The organism is Larkinella ripae, from assembly GCF_054780775.1.
In genome coordinates, this window is record NZ_BAAGVR010000022.1 from 577,145 (window position 1) to 595,942 (window position 18,798).

General features: G+C 54.9%; 14 protein-coding genes. 8 read left to right on the top strand and 6 right to left on the bottom strand.

Annotation, left to right across the window (positions count from 1 at the left end):
• Nucleotides 1–4: 4 nt before the first annotated feature.
• Both ACYVHX_RS15285 and ACYVHX_RS15290 read right to left on the bottom strand, forming a co-directional pair.
• The gene (locus tag ACYVHX_RS15285; RefSeq protein ID WP_460672525.1) at nucleotides 5–586 is read right to left on the bottom strand and encodes a hypothetical protein; all 582 of its coding nucleotides are present in this window, start codon (nucleotides 584–586) and stop codon (nucleotides 5–7) included.
• Nucleotides 583–1,584, bottom strand: coding sequence for an ankyrin repeat domain-containing protein (locus ACYVHX_RS15290; protein ID WP_460672526.1), 1,002 nt, complete (start codon nucleotides 1,582–1,584; stop codon nucleotides 583–585). The genes ACYVHX_RS15285 and ACYVHX_RS15290 overlap by 4 nt, the downstream gene beginning before the upstream one ends.
• Before the next feature lie 239 nt (nucleotides 1,585–1,823).
• Here ACYVHX_RS15290 and ACYVHX_RS15295 point away from each other — a divergent pair, with 239 nt between their 5' ends.
• The 3 genes from ACYVHX_RS15295 to ACYVHX_RS15305 all read left to right on the top strand — a co-directional run bounded on the left by ACYVHX_RS15295 (nucleotide 1,824) and on the right by ACYVHX_RS15305 (nucleotide 4,970).
• On the top strand, nucleotides 1,824–3,083 hold the full coding sequence (locus tag ACYVHX_RS15295; RefSeq protein ID WP_460672527.1) for an asparagine synthetase B: 1,260 nt from the start codon (nucleotides 1,824–1,826) through the stop codon (nucleotides 3,081–3,083).
• Complete coding sequence (locus ACYVHX_RS15300) at nucleotides 3,040–4,149, top strand: hypothetical protein (RefSeq protein ID WP_460672528.1); 1,110 nt, start codon at nucleotides 3,040–3,042, stop codon at nucleotides 4,147–4,149. The genes ACYVHX_RS15295 and ACYVHX_RS15300 overlap by 44 nt, the downstream gene beginning before the upstream one ends.
• A gap of 191 nt (nucleotides 4,150–4,340) precedes the next feature.
• Nucleotides 4,341–4,970, top strand: coding sequence for an SGNH/GDSL hydrolase family protein (locus ACYVHX_RS15305; protein ID WP_460672954.1), 630 nt, complete (start codon nucleotides 4,341–4,343; stop codon nucleotides 4,968–4,970).
• A 1-nt stretch (nucleotide 4,971) separates the two neighbouring features.
• On the opposite strand, the gene ACYVHX_RS15310 is transcribed toward ACYVHX_RS15305, so the two are convergent.
• Nucleotides 4,972–5,913 (bottom strand): toxin-antitoxin system YwqK family antitoxin, encoded by a 942-nt coding sequence (locus ACYVHX_RS15310; RefSeq protein WP_460672529.1) that lies wholly within the window; start codon nucleotides 5,911–5,913, stop codon nucleotides 4,972–4,974.
• A 114-nt stretch (nucleotides 5,914–6,027) separates the two neighbouring features.
• On the opposite strand from ACYVHX_RS15310, the gene fcl reads away from it, so the two are divergent.
• Nucleotides 6,028–6,969: a GDP-L-fucose synthase gene (fcl, locus tag ACYVHX_RS15315; RefSeq protein ID WP_460672530.1), complete on the top strand. Its 942-nt coding sequence runs from the start codon at nucleotides 6,028–6,030 to the stop codon at nucleotides 6,967–6,969.
• A gap of 48 nt (nucleotides 6,970–7,017) precedes the next feature.
• Here fcl and ACYVHX_RS15320 read toward each other — a convergent pair whose 3' ends face one another.
• Nucleotides 7,018–7,653 (bottom strand): acetyltransferase, encoded by a 636-nt coding sequence (locus ACYVHX_RS15320; protein ID WP_460672531.1) that lies wholly within the window; start codon nucleotides 7,651–7,653, stop codon nucleotides 7,018–7,020.
• A 116-nt stretch (nucleotides 7,654–7,769) separates the two neighbouring features.
• Here ACYVHX_RS15320 and ACYVHX_RS15325 point away from each other — a divergent pair, with 116 nt between their 5' ends.
• The 3 genes from ACYVHX_RS15325 (at nucleotide 7,770) to ACYVHX_RS15335 (ending at nucleotide 12,946) form a co-directional block, all read left to right on the top strand.
• Nucleotides 7,770–8,555, top strand: a complete 786-nt coding sequence (locus tag ACYVHX_RS15325; protein ID WP_460672532.1) for a UDP-2,3-diacylglucosamine diphosphatase — start codon at nucleotides 7,770–7,772, stop codon at nucleotides 8,553–8,555.
• 76 nt (nucleotides 8,556–8,631) lie between these two features.
• Nucleotides 8,632–9,894 (top strand): exonuclease subunit SbcD, encoded by a 1,263-nt coding sequence (sbcD, locus tag ACYVHX_RS15330; protein WP_460672533.1) that lies wholly within the window; start codon nucleotides 8,632–8,634, stop codon nucleotides 9,892–9,894.
• The gene (locus ACYVHX_RS15335) at nucleotides 9,866–12,946 is read left to right on the top strand and encodes an AAA family ATPase (RefSeq protein WP_460672534.1); all 3,081 of its coding nucleotides are present in this window, start codon (nucleotides 9,866–9,868) and stop codon (nucleotides 12,944–12,946) included. The genes sbcD and ACYVHX_RS15335 overlap by 29 nt, the downstream gene beginning before the upstream one ends.
• 90 nt (nucleotides 12,947–13,036) lie before the next feature.
• Here the strand turns inward: ACYVHX_RS15335 and ACYVHX_RS15340 are convergent, their stop codons facing one another.
• Both ACYVHX_RS15340 and ACYVHX_RS15345 read right to left on the bottom strand, forming a co-directional pair.
• Nucleotides 13,037–13,864 carry an enoyl-ACP reductase FabI gene (locus ACYVHX_RS15340; protein WP_460672535.1) on the bottom strand — a complete coding sequence of 276 codons (828 nt, stop codon included), beginning with the start codon at nucleotides 13,862–13,864 and terminating at the stop codon, nucleotides 13,037–13,039.
• Nucleotides 13,865–13,928: 64 nt separating this feature from the next.
• On the bottom strand, nucleotides 13,929–15,302 hold the full coding sequence (locus ACYVHX_RS15345) for a methyltransferase RsmF C-terminal domain-like protein (RefSeq protein ID WP_460672536.1): 1,374 nt from the start codon (nucleotides 15,300–15,302) through the stop codon (nucleotides 13,929–13,931).
• Nucleotides 15,303–15,575: 273 nt separating this feature from the next.
• Between ACYVHX_RS15345 and ACYVHX_RS15350 the strand changes: the two genes are divergently transcribed.
• Nucleotides 15,576–18,782 carry a SusC/RagA family TonB-linked outer membrane protein gene (locus ACYVHX_RS15350; protein ID WP_460672537.1) on the top strand — a complete coding sequence of 1,069 codons (3,207 nt, stop codon included), beginning with the start codon at nucleotides 15,576–15,578 and terminating at the stop codon, nucleotides 18,780–18,782.
• The last annotated feature ends 16 nt before the right edge of the window (nucleotides 18,783–18,798 follow it).

Consider the following 18,798-nt stretch of genomic DNA (forward strand, 5'->3'; position numbering starts at 1 on the left):
CCACTTATTCGGCGCTCAGATTCAGAATTTCGTTGATCAGCCAGACCCCGTTTTTGCGAACCAGCCGGAATTCGTAACTGTCCCGCAAGTCGAGTTCCACCCGGGCGCGGTCTTCCTGAAGCGTTACCTGATCGATTTTCACCGTTTTCAGTTCCGCCAACTCCGACTTTGCTTCCTGACTGAGCAATACCAGATCGTATTCAAAACCGGTGGGCGTCCCTTCGCGTTGGCGCGACAGCTGAAAACCCTGCTGCCGCTCCCGAAAATACACCCGCCACTCGTTCAGGTAGGCATCCGTCAACAGGCGGCTGCTGCGGAGACAGGCCAGGTATTTTTCGCCGTTTTTGAAATTCACCGAATAAACCTTTCCCGGTTTTTGATCAACCAGCGCAATCCGGCTCACCGAATCGATGCGGTTTTTATACCAGTTGAGGAAGGTCACCACCGCCCGCACGGCCAGCGCGGAATCCTTCGGCGCGGCAGCACGGGCTACCGCCTGATAAGCCACCCGCTGCTGCTTCTGATCGGCCTGATAGCCGGCCCACGACAGCGCTATCAACAATCCTAAAACCGCTCCCCTGATCATGGTTTTTTCGTAGAATCGGCCTCCAGGGCCTTTTTGAAATCGGTATACGTCGCCGGCGTGTCGTTCATATCCGCGTACAGTTCTTCGCGCCGGGTCATGATTTTTTTCAGGTCTTCGCCCTGCGGAGTCCGGTAGGTGGGGTCGGCCCCTTTTTCCAGCAACAAATGGCAAACGTCCCACAACTGCTCCTGAGCCGCGTGCATCAGGGGCGTGTACCAGTCGCGGATGGCGTACCCGGTATTGGTAGCCGGCGTGTCCGGATCCGCGCCGTAATCGAGCAGCAGCGTTACTTTTTCGAGCCGCTCCTCACCGTATCCCATCACCTCGAAAATAAGCGGGCTGGAATCATACGGTTTGGCGTTCGGATCGGCGCCTTTTTTCAGAAACCACTCCAGCAGGGCGGCCGAACCGGTCCGGCAAATCTGGTAATGCGTCGGTTTATGGGTCGAATCGGCGTTCTGGATGGTAGCGCCTTTTTCCAGCAGGATGTCCAGGCACCGCATGCTTTTCTCCGGAGCGCTGCTGTGGATGGCGTGTTGGGCCGCAAAATCGAGTAGGGTGGTGCCCTGATGGCCCGATTCGTTCAGGTTGGAAAGCGGTTTCTGGAGTAACGTCCGCAGCCGGGCGGTATCGGCAGCCGCGATGGCTGCCGCCAGTTCCCGGCGGGGCGCATCGTCAAAAAACAGGGTGCCATTCATCCGCGCTTCTTCGGTCTGGTCGTATTGCCGCGCCACCAGGTAATTGCTGATGACGTTGTACAGGATCATCAGCCCCGGCAGCGCCATCAGGACCAGCGCAATGATCTTCGTGGCCCGGTACGGGAGCACATTCAGCACCAGCAGGGCCGCCACGGCAAAACCGCCGACAACCACAAAGCCGGTTTCCATGCCCCGACCGGCCGCATCGTTGCCCGGACGGTTTACTCCCAGCAAGGTGTAAAGGATCAGAAGCAGATACAGTCCGATAAAGATCCAGTTTGTAATGGTGATCGTTTTCATAGCCCGAAGGTGGCCCTTTTCTTCAGCCAAAGCCACTGAAAATCAACAACGAGCGGGGTTGAGTGAATACGTAACGTCCGGCGCCAACCATTCCCGGCATCCGGCGGTTTTCATTGGATAGGTTTCCTGGATAAAATTATGCGGCCGGCCACCGTTTTTGCCCAAACTTAACCTAACTTAGGTATCTGTAACACAGTGAGTTTTTTGCGTTCCGGTGCTTTCCAGAAAATTACTCCGTTATGAAACGATTTCTCACGCTTCTGCTGGTCTTCCTCGCGGTGGCCGCCCGCGCCAATTCCATCCTGATTCCGATGGATGATCGCCAGAAAAACCATCTCAAATCATACGGTATTGCTTATTTTGTTCTGAAAGCCGGACTGGAAATGGACTGGCTGCTCAATTACCGGGGCGGCAGTTTTCTGATCAAACACAGCCCGACCGTCGAAACCGAGTGCCGGGTTCGCGGGATTTCCTTCGAGATCATATCCGACGCTGAGGCTAACACCATTCAGCAGCAGATTGCCAATCCGGATCTGAATATGGCGTCGGTGAAGCTGGTGACGGCGGCCAAAATCGTGGTGTATTCGCCCATCAAGGTCAGTCCCTCCGAGTTTGAAAATACCGATGCGGTTTTGCTGGTGCTGAAATACGCCGAAATTCCGTTCGAGGTGGTGTATGACGAAGAAATCCTGAAGGGCGATCTGCTCAAATACGACTGGCTCCACCTGCACCACGAAGATTTTACGGGGCAGTACGGCCGAAACACGCGCCGAATGTCGACCGAAGACATCAAGGCGCAGGAAGACATTGCCAGAAGGTTCAATTACCCGAAGGTGTCGCAGATGAAGCTGGCGGTGGCCAAGAAAATCCGGGAGTTCTGCGCCGGGGGCGGGTACCTGTTCGCCATGTGTTCGGGGGCCGAAACCTTTGACATCGCGCTGGCCGCCGAGGGAATCGACATTGTGGGCAGCACCTACGACGGCGACGGCATCGACCCCAATGCGCAGTCGAAACTGGATTTTACCAAAACCGTGGCGTTTCAAAACTTCACGCTGGAACTCGACAACGGCTACGGCGGCATGGCGTTTTCCGACATCAACAGTTCGGCGGGGCGGTTTGGCGGTGGCTGGGACCAGCCCTCGGGCTACTTCAGCCTGTTCAACTTTTCGGCCAAGTGGGACATGATTCCGGCCATGCTGGTCCAGAACCACGAGTCGAACATCAAGGAATTCCACGGCCAGACCACGGCGTTTCGCAAAAGCACCGTGAAACCCAACGTGCTGGTGATGGGCACGAGTCCTTCCTCCGACCGCTATATTTACGGTGAATGCGGCATCGGCCAATGGACCTTTTACGGCGGCCACGACCCCGAAGGAACGCGGGGTGGCGGCTGGCGCATGGCCACCGACCTGAACTTACATCCTAACTCCCCGGGTTACCGCTTAATTCTGAACAATGTCCTTTTCCCATCCGCTAAAAAGAAAAAAAGAAAGACGTAGCCCGGAGCACTTCCGCTTCGTCAATCCGTTTGGCCCCCGGTTTCTGAAAAACCGGATTCGGATGATGAACCAGACGGCTAAATACCGTCGGTCGTGGCCGGTCTATGTGTTTCTGGTGGCCGTTATGGGTCTGGTCACCACGATGGCTGCGGTCCAGAAGCAGAAAAAAACAACGCCGGGCTGGGTTCAGAAAAAACCGGCTCCCGCGCCCCGAACCACGGCTCGATCACTTCGTGCGCACCACCCATTGAAAGCGAATCGGGCCTTCAACCCGGCATTTCAAGCGGAATTAGCCGAAAAACCGGGGGCGGTTTTGGATTCGGTCCGGGATCTGGCGGAAGTGACCGTTGTGGCACCCCCGAAGCAAAGCCGGTACGTGATGCAGCAGGGCAACCTGCTCTACTGGGTCATTACGCCGAAAATGACGTTCAACGAACTCATCGACCTGAAGCAGACGATCGAGAAAAACAGTGGGTTCACGTTTGATTTCGGCCAAATTAAATTCGATCCTTTGCAGCTCTACATCGACGCCATCGAGGTAAAAATCCACCAGGAAAAACACAGCGCGGGCTCCACCTTTGCCGGCAAAGAGAACGACGACCCCATTCAATCCATCGGTGGCTACCTCAGCGACCGGGGTTCGCTCGGCCTGGGCGGACTGCACGGCCAGTCGAGCTTCGGAATGCCCGCAGCCCTGGAACAACTGGCGAAGGACGACGAAAAAGCCGTGGCGGCCCAGGTGGCCGAAAACCGGATGGCCTATTTTATCCTGAAAAATCGAAAAACCGGGCCGGGCAGCAGTTCGACGACAACCGGCCAGTGGCTGCGCGAAAACCGGGAGCGCCGGAACGAAAACCTGGGGGTGTTTATCAACGCAGAAAACCGCCTTCAACTGTACCAGCCCGACACCGCGACGGTGCTGATCGACGGCAGGGAAGTTCCGGCCACCGAGCTGACCAAACTCCCGCCGGAGCGGTTGCATACCGTCATTGTTACCGATGTCCGGGACGATAAGGCCGGCGCGGGCCGGGAAAAGCGCTACGTGCAGCTTTTTCTCCAGCCATAAGGTAAACCGGAATTCGGCAGGCCGGAAAACCGCGTCAACATAAAAGCCGGTTTTGGTGTTTAGAGCATATCGTTTCCGTTATCAACGGTTTTTCTCTGTACGCTAACCGGTTTCCTTTGCAACGCTTCGTGAATCTATTCGCCTTGTTTTTTCTCCTGGCCTGTGCCCGACCCGGCGCAGAAGACGATGAGATGGTGACCAACCCCGATGCGTCGGCGCATCAATACAGCTACCTCGCCCTCGGCGATTCGTATACGATTGGGGAAAGCGTTCCGGCCGCCGACCGCTGGAGTGTGCAGCTTGCCGGTTTGTTGCGAAAAGACGGCGTTGACCTGGGCGACCCCGACCTTATTGCCCGCACCGGCTGGACCACTGCCGAACTGAGTGACGCCATCAAATCCAGCGGAAATCAAAAAACGTACGCGCTGGTTTCGTTGCTGATTGGGGTCAATAACCAGTACCGGGGGCAGGACGTCGGACGGTACCGAACCGAATTTCAGGCGTTATTAAAAACCGCCACGCGCTTTGCGGGCAACCAACCGGGGCGGGTTTTTGTGCTGTCGATTCCGGACTGGGGCGTAACGCCCTATGCCGCCGGAGCAGGGCGCGACCGCTCGCAGATTGCGAAAGAAATTGATGCGTTCAACGCGGTGGCGCAGGAAGAATGCCAGAAAGCCGGGATTGCCTACGTCGATATTACACCCATTTCCCGCACGGCCACCGATGCGACCCAAATTGCGGACGACGGGCTGCACTTTTCGGGGAAACAATACCGCCAGTGGGCCGAAAAATCGCTGCCGGTGGTGAAAAAATTGCTGTAGCTTACTGGTCGTCTTCGGCCACTTCTTTTTCTTTGGGCCGCTCGTAAATGACTTTTCCTTTATCGTCCCATTCGCTGATGACGTACGGTTCGAATTCTTCCGACCAGCGGTCGCGGGCGTATTGGGTGATTTTTTTGCGTTGCCGCCGGTACTGGTAGTACTCCGTCCAGCGCCCGACTTTCACGCCCTGGTCGTATTTTCCTTCGGCCGCCAGTTGGCCTCCCTCGTAAAAGGCCATGTATTGCCCGTTGACCTTGCCAAATTCCTTTGGTACCACCTCTTTGACTTTGGTGTGCGAGGAGTCGTAATACGTAATTTCGGATTCCGCCGGAAAGCCCCGCTCCCATTTCTGCTTGTCGAGCAGTTTGTAATTGGCGTCGTATTTTTCCCAGCGCCCGTCTTTCGCGCCCACGTAATAAAAGCCTTCCTCGAGCAGAATACCGTTCTGGTAGCGTTTGTACGGCCCGTGCAGGATCATCACTTTTTCCTTGTCTTTGATCAGCGAAGCCGAAACGCGCTGGGCTTTCGGATCGAACCAATAGGTTTCACGCACGTACGCATTCGGTGGGCGGTATTGCTTCAGAACCGTAAACTTTTCGATAATTGTCCGGTCGCCACTGCCGAATTTGGTGTATTGTTCCACAATCGGGATGCCTTCGTATTCCGTGCGGGACAGCTTCTCCTTCTTCCGGCGGTCGGATTTGTCTTTCTGGTCTTTTTTGAATTGCTTGACTTTCAGGCCCAGGTCCGGCAGGGTCTCGCTCATCAGCGTTTCAACGCCGGAAGGCACCAGCGACGGCCCGGTTTTATCCCCTTTCGCCGATTTGTCGGTAATGGGCGCCTGCGTTGTCGTAAAAGAGTTCTGCACCGGCGAGGTGGTGGTTTGGGTCATCCCAACCTGCCAGCTCCCCAGCAACAACCCGAGTAATGTAATGCGTTTCATGCAGCAGTAAAAACAGCCTGTGCGGCCTGAACGGATTAATCCTTTATTGAAACGGTTTCCGTCCGGTTTTATTTCTCAAAAACCGTGCATAACTTCGTTCGAAAATACTGAATTGTGGAAAAAGACGCGAAAATATACGTAGCCGGGCACCGGGGCATGGTCGGCTCGGCACTGGTCCGGAAATTACAATCCGAAGGTTTTGAAAATTTAGTGGTCCGCACATCATCCGAACTGGATTTACGGAACCAGGCCGCCGTTGAAGACTTTTTTGCCACCGAAAAACCGGATTATGTTTTTCTGGCAGCCGCGAAAGTGGGCGGCATTGTTGCCAACAACACCTACCGGGCTGATTTTCTGTACGAGAATCTGCTGATCGAAGCCAACATCATTCACCAGGCGTACCGGACGGAGGTCAAAAAACTTCTGTTTCTGGGTTCCTCCTGCATCTACCCGAAACTGGCTCCGCAGCCGCTGAAGGAAGAATATCTGCTGAGCGGTTTTCTGGAACAAACCAACGAACCCTACGCCATCGCCAAAATTACCGGCATCAAGCTCTGCGAATCGTACCGGCGGCAATACGGCTGCAACTTCATTTCGGCCATGCCGACGAACCTCTACGGCCCGAACGACAACTACAATTTGCAGAATTCGCACGTTCTGCCCGCCCTGATCCGCAAATTTCACGAAGCAAAAGCCAACAACCAGCCGACGGTCGAAGTCTGGGGAACGGGTTCACCGCGCCGGGAATTTCTGCACGCCGACGACCTGGCTGATGCCTGTTTTTTCCTGATGGAAAACTACGACGACGAACTGTTTGTCAACATCGGCACCGGCGTAGACGAAACCATCCGCGAGCTGGTCGATCAGGTGCGGCAGGTGGTCGGTTACGAAGGCGAAGTCCACTGGAATACCGACAAACCCGACGGCACCCCCCGCAAACTCATGGACGTTTCGCGGCTGCACGCCCTGGGCTGGAAACACACCACGTCGCTCAAAGACGGCCTGGAGGTGACGTACCAGGATTTTCTGGCCCATGAAGAGGTGTACGTAGTGTAAGAGTTAAAAAGTTATTTCGCGGACGGGGCCGCCCGCGAAATAACTCAATTACCCAACTTTCTTCGCCGGGTTACCAAACACCGTCGTTCCGGCTTCCACGTTCTCGATGACGACCGAGCCCGCGCCGATCCGGGCGTTTTTGCCAATCGTGACGCCCGCGATGATCGTCACGCCCGTGCCGATGAAAGCGCCTTCTTCAATCGTCACCGCCGGGTTGACGAAACTGCCCGTGCCGATGTGGACGTAATCGCCGAGTTTGGCCTGCGAGTCGATGACCGAGCCCGACTGGATGATGCAATGCTGCCCGATTTCGGCAAAGGGATTAACCACCACCCGGGCCGCAATCAGGTTGCCGTGGCCGATGTTGGCCAGTGCTGAAACCGTCGCCGTGTCGTGAATGGCGTTGACGGGCTGTATATGCCGCCGGTCATTGAGCAGTTTGACGAGCTTTTTCCGGACACGCGTATCGCCCAGTGCCACGAACGCTTCGCACTTTTGCCCGATGAGTTTCAGAAACCCGTCGTCGTCGGTTTCACCCAGCACCGACACATCGCCGAACTCCCGGCCGTGTAAATCTTTATTGTCATCCAGCAGGCCGTAGACCACCACGCCGTTCCGCTGGAAAATATCCAGGGCCGTAACGCCCAAACTGCCTGCTCCAAAAATGAGAACCGGATTCTCCATGATCGCTTCAATTACTATTATGGTATTGTTAACAAACCGCTTAGCGGTATGAAAAAGTTTGCATTCCGGTAAAATTGCCGCAACAACGGCTTCACAATCAGATCGTATTTTCGGACATGAAACACAACACTCATTTCCGGACGATCGTTGTTTCGGATGTGCATTTGGGAACGAGCGGTTCGAAGGCAAAAGAAGTAACGGATTTTTTGAAGTACTACAGTTGTCAGAAATTAATTCTCAACGGCGACATCATCGACGGCTGGCAGTTGCGCCGGGGGGGTGAGTGGAAAAAGAAACACACGGCGTTCTGGCGGGCGGTTTTGAAGGCGATGGACAAGCACGACACGCGGGTGGTTTACCTGCGCGGCAACCACGACGATTTTCTGGACCAGATCATGCCGCTGCGGCTGGGCAAATTTTTCTCGATCCGGAAAGATTACGTGCTGAGTTCCGGCGCAAAGCGGTTTTACATCACCCACGGCGACGTTTTTGATACGGTGACTACCCAAATGAAGTGGCTGGCCTACCTGGGCGACATTGGCTACACGTTTCTGCTCTGGGTCAACAAGTTCTACAACAAGTACCGCGCCTGGCGGGGTTTGCCGTATTACTCGCTCTCGCAGAAAATCAAAAGCCGGGTGAAACAGGCGGTGAGCTACATCTCGGATTTTGAAGAAAAACTAACCGAACTCGCCAAAGCCCGCAATTGCGACGGCGTCATTTGCGGCCACATTCACCAGCCGGCCATTCGCCAGTTCGGCGACCTGATTTACATGAATTCCGGCGACTGGGTCGAATCGCTGAGCGCCCTGGTCGAAGACCACGACGGCAACTGGAACCTGCTGTATTATAGCACCGAACTCGAAAAAGCCGAGTCGCTGCCCGCCCTCTATCATTCCTGATTCCGCATTTTCCCGGCGCAAGAACTTGCCAGCATCCGGTATTTTTAGCTAACTTCCGGTTAGAAATACGGCAACTATGAAAATTCTGCACACCGCAGACTGGCATCTCGGTAAACGACTCTACAAGCACGATCTGCGCGACGACCACGTCCGGTTTCTGGACTGGCTGTCGGAAACGATGGAAAACCGCGCGATCGACGTTCTGATCATTTCCGGGGATGTTTTTGACACCACCAATCCCAACGACGGGTCGATGCAACTGTATTACCAGTTTCTGACCCGGATGTTGCCCCTGGAACGGAGAATCATCATCACCGGTGGGAACCACGATTCGCCCAGCAAACTCAATGCCCCCCGCGAACTGCTCCGGCACCTGAACATGCACGTGGTGGGCTGCACCACCGGCGATTGTACCGACGAAATCATCCGCTTAACGCACGGTTCTGCCGATCTGATGGTAGCCGCCGTTCCGTACCTGCGCGACAGCGATTTGCGGCAATCCATTTCCGGCCAGACCTACGAAGATCGGGTGGAAGCTGTGCGCATGGGCATCCGAAACCATTACGAACGCATCATCGACCATTGCCACACCGCATACCGCGACGTGCCGGTTTTGGCTATGGGCCATTTATACGTCAACGGCGCCACGGTTTCGCCCGATAGCGAGCGGGAGATTCATGCCGTGGGCGGGCAGGCGGCTTTTTCGTCTGAGCACTTTCCGGCCGGTTTCGATTACGTAGCGCTGGGCCATATCCACGTGCCGCAAATCATTGGCGCGGTCGAAACCGTGCGGTATTGCGGTTCTCCGCTGCCGCTGAGTTTTGGCGAGCGCGACAACCGGCATCAGGTGCTGGAACTGACCGTCGAAAACGGGAAGATCACAACCGTTGAGTCCGTGCCGGTGCCCCGGTTTCGGTCATTGCGGCAGGTGGCCGGGCCGCTGGATTTCGTCCGGGACCTGCTGGAAAAACTGGAAGAAACCGACGACCTGACCACGCTGGTGGAGGTGCTGGTGGAAGAAGAAAGCGAGAGCCTGGTGATTCGGCAGCATTTCGAAAAACTGCAACGCGATTACGCCAGCGCTCCTTTCCAGATTGCCAAAACCCGGCTGACGTTTCGCAACAAACTCAAAGGGCTGGACGCCCTGTACGTGGCCGACACGAACCTCCAGGATCTTTCGTACCTCGACGTGTTCAACCGGCGGCTGGATGCCTCGCAGGTCGACGGGGACGAACGGACGGCGCTCCTGGAAGCCTACAAAGAATTGTATCGTTTGGTGACGGAACAGGCGACTCATCCCGTACAACTGCATGAAAATCCGACAAATACGCTTTCGTAATATCAATTCTTTTTACGGTGAACACCCGCCGATCCGGTTTGACGACGGGTTACTGAAAAGCACCGGTTTGTTTGTCATTGCCGGTCCTACCGGCGCCGGAAAATCGACGCTGCTGGATGTCATCACGCTGGCGTTGTTCAACCGGGTGCCCCGGATTTCGGGCGCCATTTCCAACACCAGCATCACCGACGAAGGCCTGCTGGTAAACCAGCAAGCCGCGCTGGAACCCGCCACGGCCGCCTATGCCGAGATCGAATACGAGGTCGGCGGCAAGGCGTACCGCTCGCGCTGGTCGATCAAGAAAAACCGCAACGGCAACTGGAACAACTACGAAATGGAAATTGCCTTTCTGCCCGATGGGCAAACGGAAGGCCAGCTGCTGCCCATCAAAGGCCTGAGTGAATTTCCGAAGAAAAATGAAGAATTGATTGGCCTAACCTACGACCAGTTTATCCGTTCCATTGTGCTGGCGCAGGGGGCCTTCGACCAGTTTCTGAAGTCGCGGGCGGCCGAGCGCAGCAAGATGCTTGAACGGATCACCGGCACCGAAATTTACCGGCAACTGAGCCAGCGGGCGCACCAAGTCAACCGCGAATTTGAGCTGAAAATGACGGATAAACGCAAAGGCGTCGATCTGATCAGGATGTTGAGCGACGAGCAGGTTGCGGAGCTGAAAACCCGCCAGCAAGCCATCAGCCTCCGGCTGGACGAACTGGGCCGGGAAATTGGGTATTATACGAACGAGGAAAAAAACCGGCGACAAATGGCCGATGCCGACCAGCAACTGCTTCAGTTGGCCCGGCGCCGGGAACTATCGGAAGCGAAAAAGCGGGCCTTTGTGCCGGATGCGCAGCGCTTGCAACGGCACGAACAAGTGGCGGATCTAGCGGCCCACTTTTCCGATATTCTGAACGCGGAACGGAATCGAAAAACCGCCGAACAGGAGCAGCAAACCGCCCGCAACAGCCTGAACGAGTTGCAGCAGCAGCAGACGGTTTTGATTGGCAAAGCCCAAACGCTAACCCGGAACCCCGGTTTATCCGAAGCAACGTTCGGACAGGATTTGAACGATTTTCGGGAAAAGGTACTGGACCTGACCAACCACTACCTGGCGGAGCGCGAAAAGGCAAAACCGGCTTTCGCTTCCATCAAAAAGGAACTGGACAATACCAAACTGGACTGGTTCCGGTCGCTCGACACGCAGGACATCGACGGCATGGGCCAACGGGTCAACGGGAAATTGCACGAACTGAATGTCAAACTGGTTCAGATTGAGCAGGAGTATCCGACCTTGACCTCGGCTTCGGTCCAGACCGAATTAAACCGGTTGCTTGAGCAGGACCGGAATCTGACCGAACTGCGTACCCTCCTGATTCAGCAGCAGGAACGCTTACTCGACGGCACCACGCTGAACGGGAAGATCAATGATCACACGGTTTTTCTGGACGAAAATCAAAAACCGCTGGCGCTGTTAGCCGCCGAGCTGGAGAATCTTCTGGCAAAAATTGACGAGCTTCAGCGTAAAAAACAGCGGCTGGCCGCCGAAGCCAACCTGGAGGAACTGCGAAAAGCCCTGCAGAACGACGAACCCTGCCCGTTGTGCGGTTCGCTGGACCATCCGTACGCCCAGCATTACATCAACCAGACCGGCAAGCTGGAACTCGAACTGCAACTCGCCACGCGGGACTGGCAGGACCGGAAAAAAGAGCATGATGCGTTGCAGGCAAAACTGCTGAAAATCCAGTCGGAACTGGAAACGTATTCGGAGCAGCGCAATGTGCTTCGAAAAGCGTATTCCGAAAAGAAAAACGTTATTTCCAACCGGCTCACGACGCTGGCGCTGGATCCCGAACTTTCGCCGGAACAGGTCAGGGATGCGCAGCAACTCATTCAACTCCAGCGGACGGAACTGAATGAAATTCAGGCACTCTGGGAACAGGAAACGCTGCTGCGACGGCTTTCCGGCGATTTGGAAACGGTTCAGGAAAGCAAGAAACAGGCAGAGGAAATCAAAGCGCAGAAAGAACGGTTGTTTGCCGGGGATGATGTGCGGTTTCAGTGTGAACAGCTGGTCAATCAATTCAATACCATCCGGACCCGGATCAGCACGCAGCGAACGTTACTCGAAAAAGCCGTTCTGGCCTGCGAACATTCGGATCAAAGTTACCAGACGCTGACGGCGGAATTGCGGCCGGTGTTACGGGAACGCGGTTTTGACGAGCTGACCGACGCCCGTGCGTGTCTGCTCGAAACCGCAACGGTCCGTCAGTTGCAGGAGCTGAAAACCGCCCTGGAAAAAGAAGCCAGCGACCTTGATCGGCAGCAAAATGAAGAAACCGCAAAACGGCAACAAGCCGCCGAAGCCTGCCAGACGGAGCTGCTGCTGGACGCGGTGACGGCCAAGCTGCTGTCCACCAAACAGGAAGAAGCCCGCGAGCGGGAAAACATCGGCTATTTCAAGCGTCAACTGGAGGAAGACAAGGAAAAACGCCGGAATCATAAGCAACTCCTGAAAGAACTGGAAAAGCTCGAAGCCGAAGCCCGGCCCTGGCGCGAGCTGGACCGGTTGATCGGCAGTGCCAAAGGTGACGATTACAGCAAGTTTGCGCAGGGCCTGACGCTGGCGCAACTGATTGGTCTGGCGAACCGCCGGTTGAAAGATTTGTCGGACCGGTATCTGCTCCTGAAACCGCGCGACGGGCAGGACGAGCTTTACGTGGTGGATTTTTACCAGGGCAGCACCGAACGCACGGTTTCCAGTCTGTCGGGGGGCGAAACGTTCACGCTCAGCCTGGCGCTGGCGCTGGGGTTGTCCGATCTGGCCTCCCAGAACGTGCAGATCGACAGCCTGTTCATCGACGAAGGCTTCGGAACGCTCGATCCTGACGCCCTCGACACGGCCATTGTGATGCTCGAAAAACTCCAGCACGACAGTCAGAAAACCATCGGAATTATTTCCCACCGGCACGAAATCAAGGAGCGGATCAGCGTGCAGATTCAGGTGGAAAAAGGCATGGACGGAAAGAGCAAGATTAAGGTGATGGAGATTTAAAAGAGAAAAGGGAGGACGGGAATACAGGAAGAAAGGCTTAACTGGCTGCTTTCCTCCTGTATTCCCGTCCTCCCTTTTCTGCTTTCCCTTTTATTGTTGCTGATTCAATTGCATCAGTTTCGTGGCCATGTCTTCGGAAATTCCGACGCTGGAGAAACCGCCGTCGTGCAGCAGGTTCTGCATGGTTACTTTGCGGGTGAAGTCGCTGAACAGCGTAATGGCGTAATTGGCACAATCTTCGGCGGTGGCATTGCCCAGCGGAGACATCAGGTCGGCGTATTCGTAGAAAACGTCAAACCCGCCCACTCCGGAACCCGCCGTTGTCATCGTCGGCGATTGCGAAATGGTGTTCACCCGGATGTTTTTCAATTTTCCAAAGCGGTAGCCGTAGCCCCGGGCGATGGATTCCAGAACGGCCTTGGCGTCGGCCATATCGGTATAGAACGGGAACGTCCGTTGAGCGGCAATGTAGCTCAGGGCGACAATCGAACCCCATTCGTTGATGGCATCCATCTTTTCGGCGACGTGCATCATTTTATGGAATGACAGCGCCGAAACGTCCAGACTTTTCTGATACCACTCGTAATTCAGATCGCCGTACGGGCGGTTTTTGCGGATGTTCGGGCTCATGCCGATGGAATGCAGCACGAAGTCGAGTTTGCCGCCCAACACATCGATCGACTTGGTGAACAGGTTTTCAACATCTTCCAGGGACGTGGCGTCGGCCGAGATGATTTCGGCTTCGCACTGATCCGCCAGTTGTTTGATGGCACCCATTCGCATCGCAATCGGCGCGTTCGAAAGCGTAAATGTGGCGCCTTCTTCTTTTGCTTTCAGTGCTATTTGCCAGGCAATGGATTTTTCATCCAATGCTCCGGTGATAATTCCTCGCTTGCCTTTCAATAATCCGTAAGCCATGAATAAAGTTGCTTTTTTCGATGATTGTGTCGATTCAGACGGGGGCAAAGTAACTACTTTTTTCTCAATATTCTTTGATGTCCATCCGGATGCGCCATTCTTTCGGCAGGTAATTATTGACCCGGTTTCCCACGCCTTTTAGCCAGCCCAGATTCAGCCCTTCATAGCGCGCGAGTCGCCAGCCTTGCACCGGTTCGTTCAACACCAGGTTTTCTTTTTTGAAAAACCGCACGGCTTCTTCTTTCGTCAAGTCAATGGCAGGCAGGTGGTTAGCAATGGCGGTGCTTAAAGCCAGCGCGTGCGACGGAATAAAGTCGTTGCCTTTGAAGGTTCCCATCTCCAGCCCGAATCCTTTGGTGTGCAAGGCCGCATCCAGAACGCGCAACTCCGCCGAAACCGCTTCCGGAATGGCAAACACCTCGCCGTTGGGCTTGACGTAAAAGGCAAAGGCATCCGGCGTCGTGAGAAAGGGTTGCAACACCCGGACCTGCCAGTTCGGTACCGGTTTTAACGACCGAAACGATCGCGGGACGCCCATTTCCGGGCTTGATCGCTGTTTCTTCCGGAAAACGCCCAGAAAAAATCCTTCCCCTTTCGTCCGGTGCGGATAACACTGATACCCGGTGGTATCGCCGGCGGTTTTTGCGGTGACTCCCCAGTCGTCGGGCAGGGTTAACTTCACCCCGTCAAAACCGTGTTCGCTCAGCCAGCGGGCGTTTTGCAGGTTTTCTTCATCATTATAGGTACAGGTGCTGTAGAGCAGCAGCCCATCATCACACAGCAGCGGAACCGCAGCCGCCAGAATCCGCTGTTGCCGGGCGGCACAAATCCGGACGTTCTCCTCCGACCATTCCCGCGTGGCTTCGGGGTCTTTCCGAAACAGCCCCTCCCCCGAACAGGGCGCATCGACCAGCACCAGATCGAAAAAACCGTGCAGCGCCTTGAAATCGTCCGGATCGTGGTTGCTGACGGCCACATTCGGAAGTCCCCATTTCTCCAGATTTTCCTTTAAAACCGGCACGCGGCTGCGAATGACTTCATTGCAAACCAGCAGGCTGTCGGCATGGAGCAGCGACGCCAGCAGGGTGCTTTTGCCGCCGGGAGCCGCGCACAGATCCAGCACGCGCAGGGGCCGCTGCAAACGGGCGGTTTGTTGCAGTGCTTCGGCCAGCAGCATCGACGAGGCTTCCTGAACATAAAACGCCCCGGCCTGAAACAGCGGATCGAGCGTAAAAACCGGGCGTTCCGGCAAATAAAACCCTTCCGGGCACCACGGCACCAATTCTAACCCATCCGTTCGCAGAACATTCTTCTGTGGATTGACCCGGATACTGACAGGAGGTTCCTGCTGCAAAGCGTCGCTGAATGCCGGGTAGTCGGCACCCAGTTGTTGTTGCATTTGCTCGCGGAACGGTTTGGGTAACTGCGTATCAATCATCTGACAAATATAATTTAGCCAAGTTACGATCCCACTTAATCAGATTTTAATGACCAAAATTTTATCATTATGTAAAGTTATTCAATTATAATACAATTGATTGAATAACAATTAGTTAATATAAATATCCTGGTCTTTTTGAAATTCAGCAATTGCATTTTCCCAATTACTAACCTTTTAATTACCTATTTGTAGTTATTGACAAAAGAAAATTTTGTAGTAACTTCACTTCCCAATACAGATTACACAGTTTCATTAACCTAAGCTAAAAACATGTTAAAACGTTTACTGATTGCCTCATTGTGCCTACTCGGTACGATGGGCACTGTTTTTGCGCAATCCCGTACCATTTCGGGCAAAGTAACCTCATCTGAAGACAGCTCTCCCCTTCCCGGTGTTAACATTGTGGTAAAAGGGACTTCCCGCGGAGCGACTTCCAACGCAAACGGCGAATACTCGCTCAGTGTACCGGACAACGCCGGAACATTAACGTTTTCTTTCATCGGCTTTAAAACGACCGACATTTCCATCGGAAACCGTTCGACGATCGACCTCGTTTTACAGCCGGACGCTTCGACTCTTCAGGAAATTGTCGTTACGGCCCTCGGTATTTCGCGCGAAAAGAAAGCCCTGAACTACGCCGTTCAGGAGCTGAAGCAGGAAAAACTGAACATCGCCCGCGACCAGAACGTGGCCAATGCGCTGGCGGGTAAAATCGCCGGTGTGCAGGTTTTGGGCCAGTCAGCCGCCAAATTCGGTAGCCCCAGCATCCGGATTCGGGGGGTTAACTCCCTGACGGGTGGTGATCCGCTGTACGTAGTGGACGGAACGCCGACCGACGTGAGCCAGGTGAATATGGACGATGTTGAAACCCTTTCGGTTTTGAAAGGACCTTCGGCAACGGCACTGTACGGAAACCGGGCTTCGGCGGGGGTTATCGTCATTACGACCAAGCGCGCCAAAGCCGGCGAAACCAAGCTGGATATCAACCACAGCACAACGCTGGACATGGTCGGTCTACTGCCCAAATACCAGAACGAATACGGCGGGGGTTACTCGCAGGAGTGGGCCACGTTTGAATACGATCCGGCGCTTCACCCAGCTTCCTGGGCTTCGTTCAATGGTCAGCGTATTCTGGATTATTCGGCGGATGAAAGCTGGGGACCCCGGCTCGATGGTCAGCCGCACCGTTCGGCTTTCTCCTGGCAGCAGGGACCGCAGTTCGGTCAGTTGACCCCCTTCTCGGCGAACCCCAACAACGTGCGCGACTTCTTCGCCAAACCGATCAGTAACAACACCAACATTGCTTTCTCGCGCGGCACGGACGCCTTCCAGAGCCGGATTTCCTATTCGCACATTATCAACAACGGGATTATTCCGAACTCATCGCAGACCCGGGATTTTGTCAGTGCGAAAAACACGATCAAATTTGGCAACAAACTGTCGGCCAACCTGAACATCAATTATACGGCGTTTAAAACGAACAACCTGCCCGCTGACCGTTACGGATCAACCGGTGGTACAACGCCTTCCAACAGCCCGCTGGGTATTTCCAACGCCACGCTGAACGGTTACAACCAGACGGTTGGTTCCTTCAACCAGTGGTTCCAGCGCCAGTTGAGCATCGACGACCTGCGCAACTACAAAAATCCGGATGGAACCTACCGGAGCTGGAACATCGGCAGCCCCACCGACGCGCGTCCGAAATACTGGGATAGCCCCTATACGTCCGTGTACGAAAATACCAACACCAACCGGAGCGACCGGCTGTTTGGTGACCTGGGCCTGACGTATGAATTTACGCCTTTCCTGAAAGCGTCGGCAACCGTTCGTCGGGATCAGAACTACTTCAGCCAGGAATCGCGCGTGGCGCAGGGAACGCTGAACGCCGGTGGTCTGGGTGCCTACGCAACCTTCGGAGCCAGCGCCCGGGAGAACAACTACGAAGGCTTGATCAGCTACAACCAGGACATCGCCGATTGGTCGCTGGTGGCAAACGTGGGTGGTAACATCCGCTACAACCGGATTGAAGGCCAGTTCCAGGCCACGGTCGGTGGTCTTTCGGCCCCGAATTTCTACAACATTGCCGCTTCGATCAACCGACCCATCGCGAACAACTATTTGTACGAGCGTCAGGTGAACAGCCTTTTTGGAAACGTCAGCGTTGGGTATAAAGATTTCGTGTTCGTAGAAGCTTCGATCCGGAACGACTGGGCTTCGACGCTGCCAAAAGAAAACAATTCGTACCTGTATCCGTCGGTATCGGCCGGTCTGGTGTTCTCTGAACTGATTCCGCAGAACAACATCCTGTCGTACGGTAAAATCCGGGCCGGTTACGCCCAGGTGGGTACGGACGTTGGCCCCTATCAAACGGCTCTGGCCTACAGCACCAGTACGTCTTACGGAAGCAACGCCACCTTGTTTTTACCGGGAACACTGCCCAATTTGAACCTGCAACCCGGTTTATCGTCCTCCTATGAAGGCGGTATCGACCTGCGTTTCCTGAACAACCGCTTAGGTTTTGAATTTACGGCCTACCGCAACGATAACAAGAACCAGATCATTCCGATCCCGGTTACGCCAACCAGTGGCTACAACAATGCGGTTATCAACGCCGGTCTGATTCAAACCAGCGGTCTGGAATTGCACATTAATGCCGTGCCGGTACGGTCGGCTTCCGGTTTCACCTGGGAATTTGATATCAACCTCGACCGCAACCGTTCGAAAGTGGTTGAGTTGCAGGAGGGTCTGACCAACTACCAGATCGATGGTCCGCAATGGCGGACGCTGACGCTCAATGCGCGGGAAGGCAAAGACTGGGGTGTTCTGGTCGGTGAGGGAATCAAGAAGGATGCCAACGGCAACAAGCTGGTGTATGGCAGCGGAGCCAATGCCGGTCTGTACATCAAGGAAGCAAATGTCGAGCTGGGCTCCGTGCTGCCGAAGTTCAAAGGAGGCTGGTTGAACACGTTCACCTACAAAGGGGTTTCGCTGCGCGTCAACGCCGACTTCATTGCCGGCGGCAAGTTCTTCTCGACGACCAAGATGTTCAACAACTACTCGGGTCTGGGTGCCGAAACGGCCGGTTTGAACGAACTCGGAAAACCGTTGCGGGATGATCCGGCCACCGGCGGTGGTGTTCTGCTCGAAGGCGTCACCGAAGACGGTCAGCCGAACACGACCCGGGTGGATCCCCAAACGCTGTATGAAGGTTGGCTGTTTGGCCTGAACGAGTACTGGATTTACGACAAATCCTACATCAAAATGCGGGAGATCGCGCTGGGTTACAACTTCCCCAAAAATATCCTGGGCAAGTTCATCAAATCGGCCAACATTTCGCTGATCGCCCGCAATCCGTTCCTGATCTACAGCGCCGTTGGTGGTGGTATTGATATCTCAGAATCTGAGACGTTGTGGTACGAAGGTGGCCAGTTGCCGCCGGTGCGTTCGTTCGGTGTTAACCTGCGTCTTGGTCTCTAAAAATAAGGAGGTGTCG